This is a genomic window from Tahibacter caeni, from assembly GCF_024609805.1.
Taxonomy (GTDB): Bacteria; Pseudomonadota; Gammaproteobacteria; order Xanthomonadales; family Rhodanobacteraceae; genus Tahibacter; species Tahibacter caeni.
In genome coordinates this window covers 1-10,022 of record NZ_JANFVR010000175.1, presented here as the reverse complement: position 1 = coordinate 10,022, position 10,022 = coordinate 1, and the positions used below count along the sequence as shown (strand labels likewise).

Annotated in this window: 6 protein-coding genes and 1 tRNA gene; 6 read left to right on the top strand and 1 reads right to left on the bottom strand. The window is 70.7% G+C overall.

Annotated features, from left to right (window positions below; all coding sequences use genetic code 11):
• The 4 genes from selA to selD all read left to right on the top strand — a co-directional run.
• A partial coding sequence (gene selA / locus NON22_RS14795) for an L-seryl-tRNA(Sec) selenium transferase (protein ID WP_257387716.1) occupies positions 1 to 1,213 on the top strand: 1,213 nt, incomplete at its 5' end.
• Complete coding sequence (selB, locus tag NON22_RS14790; RefSeq protein WP_257387715.1) at positions 1,210 to 3,141, top strand: selenocysteine-specific translation elongation factor; 1,932 nt, start codon at positions 1,210 to 1,212, stop codon at positions 3,139 to 3,141. The genes selA and selB, both read left to right, overlap by 4 nt.
• Positions 3,142 to 3,237, top strand: a tRNA-Sec gene (locus tag NON22_RS14785).
• Positions 3,238 to 3,266: 29 nt separating this feature from the next.
• Positions 3,267 to 4,322, top strand: a complete 1,056-nt coding sequence (gene selD, locus NON22_RS14780) for a selenide, water dikinase SelD (protein WP_257387714.1) — start codon at positions 3,267 to 3,269, stop codon at positions 4,320 to 4,322.
• A gap of 30 nt (positions 4,323 to 4,352) precedes the next feature.
• Here the strand turns inward: selD and NON22_RS14775 are convergent, their stop codons facing one another.
• Positions 4,353 to 5,756 (bottom strand): GntP family permease, encoded by a 1,404-nt coding sequence (locus tag NON22_RS14775; protein ID WP_257387713.1) that lies wholly within the window; start codon positions 5,754 to 5,756, stop codon positions 4,353 to 4,355.
• A 170-nt stretch (positions 5,757 to 5,926) separates the two neighbouring features.
• Here NON22_RS14775 and NON22_RS14770 point away from each other — a divergent pair, with 170 nt between their 5' ends.
• Positions 5,927 to 8,170, top strand: coding sequence for a TonB-dependent receptor (locus NON22_RS14770; RefSeq protein ID WP_257387712.1), 2,244 nt, complete (start codon positions 5,927 to 5,929; stop codon positions 8,168 to 8,170).
• Positions 8,171 to 8,384: 214 nt separating this feature from the next.
• Positions 8,385 to 10,022 (top strand): SLC5/6 family protein (locus NON22_RS14765; protein ID WP_484600504.1); only part of this gene is annotated, 1,638 nt, incomplete at its 3' end.

Sequence of the window (10,022 nt, the reverse complement as noted above, 5' to 3'; positions counted from 1 at the left end):
TTCTGCGGCGCTCGCGGCGCGGCTCGCCGATGCCGCGAGTCCGCGGCTGCGCACGCTCTTCAACCTGACCGGTACCGTGCTGCACACGAATCTCGGCCGCGCCGTGCTGCCGGCCGAGGCCGTGCAGGCCGTCACGCACGCGCTGACGGCGCCGGTGAACCTCGAATTCGATCTAACGGCCGGCCGGCGCGGCGACCGCGACAGCCTCGTCGAAAGCCTGATCGGCGAGCTGACCGGCGCCGAGGCGGCGACCGTCGTCAACAACAACGCGGCCGCGCTGCTGTTGCTGCTGAACACCGTGGCCAACCGCCGCGACGTCATCGTCTCGCGCGGCGAGCTCATCGAGATCGGCGACAGCTTCCGTCTGCCCGATCTCATGCGCAGCGCCGGCGCGCGCCTCGTCGAAGTCGGCACGACCAACCGCACGTATGCGAGGGATTATGCCGCGGCGATCGGCGCGCGCACGGCGCTGCTGCTGCAGGTGCATACGAGCAACTACGCGATCCACGGCTTCACCCACAGCGCGGCCGCGCCGGAGCTCGCGGCGCTCGCGCGCATGCACGGATTGCCGTTCGCGGTCGATCTCGGCAGCGGCACGCTCGTGGATCTCGCGCGCTACGGGCTACCGAAAGAACCGACCGTGCGCGAGGCGATCGAGGCCGGTGCCGATCTCGTGACGTTCAGCGGCGACAAGCTGCTCGGCGGCCCGCAGGCCGGCATCATCGTCGGCCGCGCCGACCTCGTGCGGCGCATCAAGCGCAATCCGCTGAAGCGCGCGCTGCGCGTCGGCAAGCTGACGCTCGCCGCGCTCGAAGCGGTGCTCGCGCTGTACCGCGCGCCGGAGTTCCTGCCCGAGCGCCTCACGACTTTGCGCCTGCTGACCCGCGCCGCGGCCGCGATCGAGGCGCAGGCGCAGCGCGTGCGGCCGTTCGTGCAGGCCGCGCTCGGCGACGCGTTCGCGGTCGCCGTCGTACCGCTCGCGAGCCAGATCGGCAGCGGCGCGCAGCCGGTGGAGACGCTCGCGAGCTTCGGGCTCGCGATCCGGCCGGCGCAGCGCGGCGCACGCATCGAGCGCCTCGAGACCGCATTGCGCGCATTGCCGCAGCCGGTGCTCGGCCGCATCGCCGACAAGACGCTGTGGCTGGATCTGCGCTGTCTCGACGAGTGCGACGAAGCCGCGTTCTGCACCGCCTGGGACGGCCTGCTGCCGTGATCGTCGGCACGGCCGGCCATATCGACCACGGCAAGACCACGCTCGTGCGCGCGCTGACGGGCGTCGATACCGACCGCCTCAAGGAAGAAAAGCAGCGCGGCATCTCGATCGAGCTCGGCTACGCCTACCTGCCCGGCGCGAGCGACGCGGCCGGCGAGTCGCTCGGCTTCGTCGACGTGCCGGGACACGAGCGCCTGATCCACACCATGGTCGCCGGCGCGAGCGGCATCGACTTCGCGTTGCTCGTCGTCGCGGCCGACGACGGCGTGATGCCGCAGACGCGCGAGCACGTGGCGATACTCGATCTGCTCGGCATCGCGCGCGGCGCGGTCGCATTGACCAAGACCGACCGCGTCGACGCCGATCGCGTCGATGCCGTGCGCGCCGAAGTCGCGGAGCTGCTTGCGGCGACGGCATTGCAGGCCGCGCCGGTGTTCGCCGTCGCGGCGACCGATCCGGACGACGCCGGAGTTTCGGAACTGCGCGCGCATCTGTTCGCTGCCGCGGCACAGGCGCGGCGGCGCGGCGACGACGGCCTGTTCCGCCTCGCGGTCGATCGCGTATTCACCTTGGCAGGCCACGGCACCGTGGCGGCCGGCCTCGTCGCGGACGGCCACGTCGACGTGGGCGACGTCGTCGAGGTCCTGCCGGCCGGTATCGCGACACGCGTGCGCGCGATCCATGCGCACAACCGCGCCGCCGGGCGCGGCCGTGCCGGCCAGCGCTGCGCGCTGAATCTCGCGCAGATCGAAAAGTCGGCGGTCGCGCGCGGCGACTGGATCGCCGATCCGCGCGGACTCGCGACGACGGCGCGCGTCGACGCCGAGCTGCGGCTGTTCGATACGGCGCCGCCGCTCGCGCAGTGGTCGCTGCTGCATCTGCACGTCGGCACCGCGCGCCGGCTCGTGCGCGTCGTGCTGCTCGACGCGGAACGGCTGGCCGGCGGCGGCCGCTGCCGCGTGCAGTTCGTGTTCGATGCGCCGATCGGCGCGCGGCCCGGAGACCGCTACATCGTGCGCGACGCGCAGGCGGCGCACACGGTCGGCGGTGGCCTGCTGCTCGATCCGTTTGCGCCTGCGCGGCGGCGTCGCGCGGCCGAACGGATGCAGCGCCTCGCCGCGCTCGCGCAGATGCTCGCCGGCGACGGGCTCGACGCGCTGCTCGACGGCGCCGCGCAGGGCATCGCCGAGACCGAGCTCGTGCAGTTGACGGGCAGGCTGCCGGACGGCCTGGCGCTGCCTGCGGCGACGCATCTCGTCGCGACCGGTTCGGGGCGCCTCGCGATCGCCGACCGGCACTGGCAGGCATTGCGTGACCGCGTGCTCGGCGCATTGAGCGAGTTCCATGCGCAGATGCCCGACGAAACCGGTCCCGACGCCGGTCGCCTGCGCCGCATCGCCGTGCCGGCGCTCGCGCCGTCGGCATGGCTCGCGCTGGTCGACGAGCTCGTGCGCGAAGGCCGCATCGTGCGCAAGGGACCGTGGCTGCATCGACCGGAGCACGCGGTGACCTTATCGGCCGACGAACGCCGGCTCGCCGACGCGGTGTTGCCGCTGCTCGCCGCCGGACGTTTCGATCCGCCGTGGACGCGCGACCTCGCGCGCGTGCTCGACGTCGGCGAAGCGCTCATGCGCCGCGTGCTGCGCAAGCTCGCGGCCGACGGCGAAGTGCTGCAGATCGTGCCGGATCTGTTCTACGCACGCGCCGCGGTCGGCGAGCTCGCCGGACTCGCGGCGCAGCTCGTCGCGCAGGGCGGCAGACTCGACGTCGCCGCCTACCGCGACAAGGTCGGCGTCGGGCGCAAGCGCGTCGTGCAGATCTTGGAGTTCTTCGATCGTGTTGGCTACACTCGCCGGCAGCGCGATGCGCGTGTGCTGCGCAGCGACAGCGGCTGGAAAAGCACGCTCGATGCGCCGGCGAACCGTTGAGGAAGGCACGCGCACCCGGCGGTGCGGCCGGGCTTCAACCCCGGCAGGGGGCGCCGATCGCTCCCTGGTAGGTTCGACTCCTGCTGCCTTCCGCCATCCAGGTATTCCCCGAGCCGGTGACGACGATGGAGACCACCGAATCCGCCGCTCCGCGCCTGACCTCGCTGTCGCACGGCGGCGGCTGCGGCTGCAAGATCGCGCCGGCCGTGCTCGCCGAACTGTTGAAGGGCACCTCGCCGGGCACGCCGTTCGCGTCGTTGCTCGTCGGCGCCGAAACCTCCGACGATGCGGCGGTCTATCGGCTCAACGACGAGCAGGCCGTCGTCGCGACCACCGATTTCTTCATGCCCATCGTCGACGATCCGTACGACTTCGGGCGCATCGCCGCGACCAACGCCCTGTCGGACGTCTATGCGATGGGCGGCACGCCGATCCTCGCGCTGGCCATCGTCGGCATGCCGCTGAACAAGCTCGCGCCGGAACAGATCCGCGACATCCTGCGCGGCGGCGAAGCCGTCTGCGCGGCGGCCGGCATTCCGATCGCCGGCGGCCACAGCATCGATTCGGTGGAACCGATCTACGGCCTGGCCGCGCTCGGCCTCGTGCATCCGCAACAAGTGCGGCGCAATTCGCAGGCGCGCGCCGGCGATGCACTCGTGCTCGGCAAGCCGCTCGGCGTCGGCATCCTGTCGGCCGCGCTGAAGAAAGGGCAGCTCGATGCGGACGGCTATCGCGCGATGATCGCGACGACGACGCAGCTCAACGCCGTCGGGCCCGCGCTCGCGGCGATCGACGGCGTCCATGCGATGACCGACGTGACCGGCTTCGGCATCCTCGGGCATCTGCTCGAGATGTGCCGCGGCTCGGGCCTCGGCGCGCGGATCCGCATGGACGATCTGCCGCTGCTGCCCGGCGCGCGCTCGCTCGCCGAGGCCGGCGTGTTCACCGGCGCGTCGGCGCGCAACTGGGCCTCGTACGGCAGCGACGTGCGTCCCGGCGACGCGCTGACGGAAACCGACCGCGTGCTGCTCTGCGATCCGCAGACCTCCGGCGGCCTGCTCGTCGCCTGCGCCGAGGAGTCGCTCGCCGACGTGCTCGCGACGTTCCGCGACAACGGCTTCGCCGCGGCCGTGCCGATCGGGCGCATGCAGGCCGGCGACGTCGCCGTCTGGGTCGACTAGACCGGTCCGCGAACGCGACCGGGCCGCGGTTCAGACCAGGCCGGTCAGATAGAACGCGGCGATCACGACGAAGACCGCGAGGGTCTTGATCAGGGTGATCGCGAAAATGTCCTTGTAGGCCTGGCGGTGGCTGAGGCCCGTCACGGCGAGCAGGGTGATGACGGCGCCGTTGTGGGGCAGGGTGTCCATGCCGCCGGAGGCCATCGCGGCGACGCGGTGCAGCACGTCCATCGGAATGCCGGCCGCGTTCGCGTTCGCGATGAAGGTCTCGGCCATCGCCGCGAGCGCGATGCTCATGCCGCCCGATGCTGAGCCCGTGATACCGGCCAGCGCGGTGATCGTGACCGCCTCGTTGACGAGCGGATTCGGAATCGCCGCGAGCGCGCCGGCGACGACGACGAAGCCCGGCAGCGCCGCGATGACCGCGCCGAAGCCGTATTCCGAAGCCGTGTTCATCGCCGCGAGCAGGGCCCCGCCGATGGCCGTGCGCGTGCTTTCGGCGAAGCTCGCCGTAACCGGCTTCCAGGCGAACGCGAGCACCGTCGCGATGCCGACGAGCAGCGCGCCTTCGACGGCCCAGATCGCGGCGACCTTGGACACTTCCTGCACGACCGGCGCGGCCTTGCCCATCGCGGCCGGCACGAATTCGTGGCTGCTGCCGTAGAACTTCGGAATCAGGCCCGTGAACAGTTTGTTGGTCACACCGACCAGCACGAGCGGCAGGATCGCGATCAGCGGATTGGCCAGGTTCGCGCCGGCGAACGCGGCCGGCTCGTTGTGCAGGCCGGCGGCGTCGCCGTAGCCCTCACCGGCGGCGCGCGCGCCGCGCCGGCGCCAGTCGAGGTAGAGCAGGCCGACGATCAGGATGAACACCGCGCCGATGCAGCCGAGCACCGGCGCGGCCCAGGAATTCGTGCCGAAGAACGTCGACGGAATGATGTTCTGGATCTGCGGCGTGCCGGGCAGTGCGTCCATCGTGAACGTGAACGCGCCGAGCGCGATCGTTCCCGGGATCAGGCGCTTGGGAATGTCGCTCTGGCGGAACAGCTCGGCCGCGAACGGATAGACCGCGAACACGACGACGAACAGCGAGACGCCGCCGTAAGTCAGCAGCGCGCAGACCACGACGATCGAGAACATGGCCCGGTCGGCGCCGAACAGCCGTATCGTCGCGGCGACGATGGCCTTGGAAAAGCCCGAGATCTCGATCAGCTTGCCGAACACCGCGCCGAGCAGGAACACCGGAAAGTACAGCTTGAGGAAGCCGACCATCTTGTCCATGAACAGGCCGGTGAACATCGGCGCGACGAGGGACGGGTCGGTCAGCAGCACCGCGCCGAGCGCGGCGACCGGCGCGAACAGGATGACGCTATGGCCGCGGTAGGCGATCCACATCAGAAAACACAACGCGGCCAACACGATCAGAAAAGACATTCCCCGGCTCCAGACGCCCGACGCGGCGAGTGTCGGGAAGCGCCTGCGGACGGCCCATTGTCCGAAGGTACGATGCCGCGCCAAGCGGCCGCGGCCTAGCCTTGCGGCACAAACGGCGGCAGGGGTCCGCTGACAAGACGCACCCGGTAGGAGGGGAAGCGATGATGCGGATGAAGCGAAATTGTCTGGCGCTGGCGATAGGCTGCGTGCTGCTGTCGCCGATGGCCTGGGCCAACGACGAAGCGGCGGCCGCGCCGGAAACGGCGGCCGTGGCCGAAGCGGCCGCCGCGCCGGCCGAAGGCGAGGCCTCCGGCGGCAAGAGCGCGACCACGCTCGACAGCGTCGTGGTCACGGCGCGCAAGCGCGAGGAAACCCTCCAGGACGTGCCGATCGCGGTCACTGCGTTCACCGCCGACGCGATGGAAAAGCTCAACGTCGAGGACATCGGCGATCTCGACGCGCAGGTGCCGAACCTGACGATCTATGCGGCTCGCGGCTCCAGCAGCACGGTCACCGCCTACATCCGCGGCATCGGCCAGTCCGATCCGCTCTGGGGCGTCGATCCGGGCGTCGGCATCTATCTCGACGACGTCTACATCGCGCGTCCGCAGGGCGCGCTGCTCGACGTGTTCGACGTCGAGCGCGTCGAAGTGCTGCGCGGCCCGCAGGGCACCCTGTACGGCAAGAACACCATCGGCGGCGCGATCAAATACATCTCCAAGGGCCTGCCCAAGGAAGCCGAAGGCTTCGCGCAGCTCAGCGTCGGCAACTACGGCCAGCTCGACGCGAAGGGCGCGCTCGGCGGCCCGATCGGCGGCAGCGACAGCCCGGTCCGCGCGCGCCTCGCGGTGGCCAGCCTCAACCGCGACGGCTTCGGCGAGAACCTGACCAACGGCGCGCCGGTCAGCGACAAGGAGATCAACGCGTTCCGCGCGAGCGTCGGCGCCGATCTCAGCGAGCGCTTCGACATCGGCCTGTCCTACGACTGGATGGACGACCAGTCCGGCGTGCGCGGCGCGAAGATGCTCGCGCCGAACCGCTTCGCGCCGGGCATCGATCCGCTCGACGACCGCTACGACATCCGCAGCGGCATGCCGAACGTCAACGACACCAAGATGAAGGGCGTGTCCGCGACGGCGAACTGGCGCGCGACCGACTCCTGGGCGTTCAAGTACATCTTCGGCCGGCGCGATTCCGACACCGAGACCAACATCGACTTCGACACCCTGCCGAACAAGATCGCCGACGTGAAGGCGTTCTACCGCGACCAGCAGACGACCAACGAGCTGCAGGTCAACTACGACGGCGGCGGCATGGCGCGCGGCGTCATGGGCGTCTACAGCTTCGACGGCGAAGCCGGCGGCCAGGTGCTCAACAACTTCTTCAACGCGTCGTTCGGCGACACGCAGGGGACGGTCTACACCGAGAGCCTGGCCGTCTACGGCGACTGGACCTTCGACTTCACCGACCGCCTGGCGCTCGACGTCGGCGCGCGCTGGACCGACGAGGACAAGCACGCCGTCGTGCTCAACCGCGGTTATACCGACGCGACGTTCACGGTGCCGACGACGACGGTCGCGAACTTCAATCGCACGGTCAACTTCAAGAACACCTCGCCGAAGATCGCGCTCGACTACAAGCTCAACGACGCGGTCATGCTCTACGGCGTCGCCTCGCGCGGCTTCAAGTCGGGCGGCTTCAACATCCGCGCCAATTCGGTCGCCGTGCCGCGTTCGGCCGAGCCGTTCGCCGACGAGCAGGTCGACAGCTTCGAGGTCGGCACGAAGATGGCGCTGGCCGACCAGAGCCTGTTCCTGAACTTCGCCTACTTCTACAACAAGTACGAGGACATCCAGCTGTCGGTGTTCACCGCATTCGACAGCAACGGCGACGGCGTCGACGACGCGTTCTTCGGCGATTTCACGAACGCCGGCAAGGGCCAGGTCAAGGGCCTCGAAATGGAATACCAGTGGCTGCCGAGCGAGCACTGGGCGATCAACGGCAACCTGGCCTGGCTCGACGCGAAATACGACGAGTTCTTCACTCAGGGCGTCAACGTCGCATCCAGCCAGAAGTTCACGAATGCGCCGCGCTTCTCCGGCGCCGTAAACCTGGAATACCGCACGACCTTGGCCAACGGCGGCAACCTGTCCGCGCGCGCCGGCTACAGCTACCAGAGCGAAGTCTGGCCGACCACCGACCTGAGCCCGGTCATCCGCCAGGACGGCTACGGCCTCGTCAACGCCGGCGTGATCTGGAAGGTCAACCCGGACTGGACCCTGTCGCTGCAGGGCACCAACCTGACCGACAAGGCCTATCGCACGACCGGCTACAACATCCCGGTGCTCGGCGTGCTGACCGGCTTCTACGGTCCGCCGCGCCAGTACACCCTCAGCGCGCGCTACGACTTCTGATCGTCGCGGCAGCAGTTGACCGGCCGCCGCGTGCGGCGGCCGGCCGAGCGCGCCGGCTCTCCTCTCCTCCGGGTCTGCGCGCTGCTTTTTCCGATCGGGCCGGGCACGGACGCCTGTTTTTTCGCGTCGCGCCGATCGGCGCCGCCCGGGTCGGCGGCGACCGGCGGTTGCAGCGGCGCGCTACCATGCCGCCTCGTCCCGGAGAGGCCAAGCCATGTTGAGTGTGGGCCCGGTCGTGCTGGCCGCGCTGGTCTGGCTCGGCGCGCTGTTCGGCGTCGCGCTGTACGCGGAGCGCCGGCCCGCCGGCCTCGCGCGGCACTGGGCCTACGTCTACGCGCTGTCGCTCGCGGTCTACTGCACTTCGTGGACGTTCTACGGCACGGTCACCCAGGCCGCGCGCTACGGCTGGCCGCTGCCGCCGACCTTCATCGGCACCATCCTGCTGTACGCGTTCGCCGCGCTTGCGCTCGTCAAGCTCGTGCGCCTGGCGCGCGCGTCGAACGCGAGCTCGCTGGCCGACCTGATCGCGACGCGGCTCGGCAAGAGCACCGGCGTCGCCGCGAGTGTGACCGCGGTCGCCGCGCTCGGCCTGGTGCCGTACATCGCGCTGCAGCTCAAGGCCGTCGCGATGAGCTACGCGACCCTGACGCGTTCCACCGCCGAAGCGCCGCAGGCGCCGTGGCAGGACGGCGCGCTCTACGTCGCGCTGGCCATGGCGCTGTTCGCGATGCTGTTCGGCACGCGCCGCGTCGGCGCGGCCGAGCACAACCGCGGCCTCGTGCTGGCCATCGCCTTCGAATCGCTGTTCAAGCTCGCCGCGATGCTCGCGCTCGGCGTGTTCGTGCTGTTCGGCCTGGACCTGCCGGCGCAGCCCGCCGCGGCGCCGCGGCCGATGGCCGGCGGCTTCCTGCCGCTGGTGCTGCTCGGCGTGCTCGCGATGTTCACCTTGCCGCATCAGTTCCACGTCGGTGTCGTCGAGTGCCGCGACGAGGCGCACGTGCGCACGGCGCGCTGGCTGTTTCCGCTGTACCTGCTGCTGATCGCGCTGCCGCTGCTGCCGCTGGCCAACGCCGGCGACGCATTGCTCGCCGACACGGGCCTGCCGCCCGATCTCTACGTGCTCGCCTTGCCGCTGTCGCAGGGGCACGAAGGTCTCGCGCTGTTCGCGTTTCTCGGCGGCCTGAGCGCGGCGACCGGCATGGTCGTCGTCAGCACCCTGACCTTGAGCCTGATGATCGGCAACCACTGGCTCGCGCCGGGTCTGCTGCGCAGCGCCTGGCGGCGTACCGGCGGCGGCGACCTGCGCGGCACCGTGCTGCTGCTGCGCCGCGTCGGCATCGCCGCGATCATGCTGCTGGCCTGGGCCTACAACCGGCTGATCGCCGGCAACGAGGCGCTGGCCGACGTCGGCGCGGTGTCGTTCTCGGCGCTCGCGACGTTGACGCCGGCATTGGCCTTCGCCGTCTGGCGGCCGCAGACGCCGCCGCGCGCGGTCATCGCCGGCATCGCCGCGGGCTTCGCGATCTGGTGCTGGGCGCTGCTCGTGCCGCTCGCCGCGCAGGTGCGCGGCGTCGCACCGGGCTGGCTCGAGCAGGGCCTGTACGGCCAGCCCTGGCTAGCGCCCGACGCCCTGTTCGGCCTGACCGGCTGGAGCCGGCTCGGCCGCGCGGTCGCGGCCAGCCTGTTCGTCGGCACCGTGGTGACGGCGGCGATCGCGATCTGGCGGCCGGATCCGCTGCGCGAGAAGCTCGGCTTCGACCAGCGCGCGCTGCGCAACGCCGGCCGCCGCTTCCTGCCGGAGCAGCGCCTCGACGAGCTGCTGCTGCACGCGCCGGCGCGCGGCGCCGTGCCG

Bases quoted from the DNA above. Each gene is read 5' to 3' on its own strand.
- selD (WP_257387714.1), top strand. From the start codon at position 3,267: ATGGAGACCACCGAATCCGCCGCTCCGCGCCTGACCTCGCTGTCGCAC.
- NON22_RS14770 (WP_257387712.1), top strand. From the start codon at position 5,927: ATGAAGCGAAATTGTCTGGCGCTGGCGATAGGCTGCGTGCTGCTGTCG.
- NON22_RS14775 (WP_257387713.1), bottom strand. From the start codon at position 5,756: ATGTCTTTTCTGATCGTGTTGGCCGCGTTGTGTTTTCTGATGTGGATC.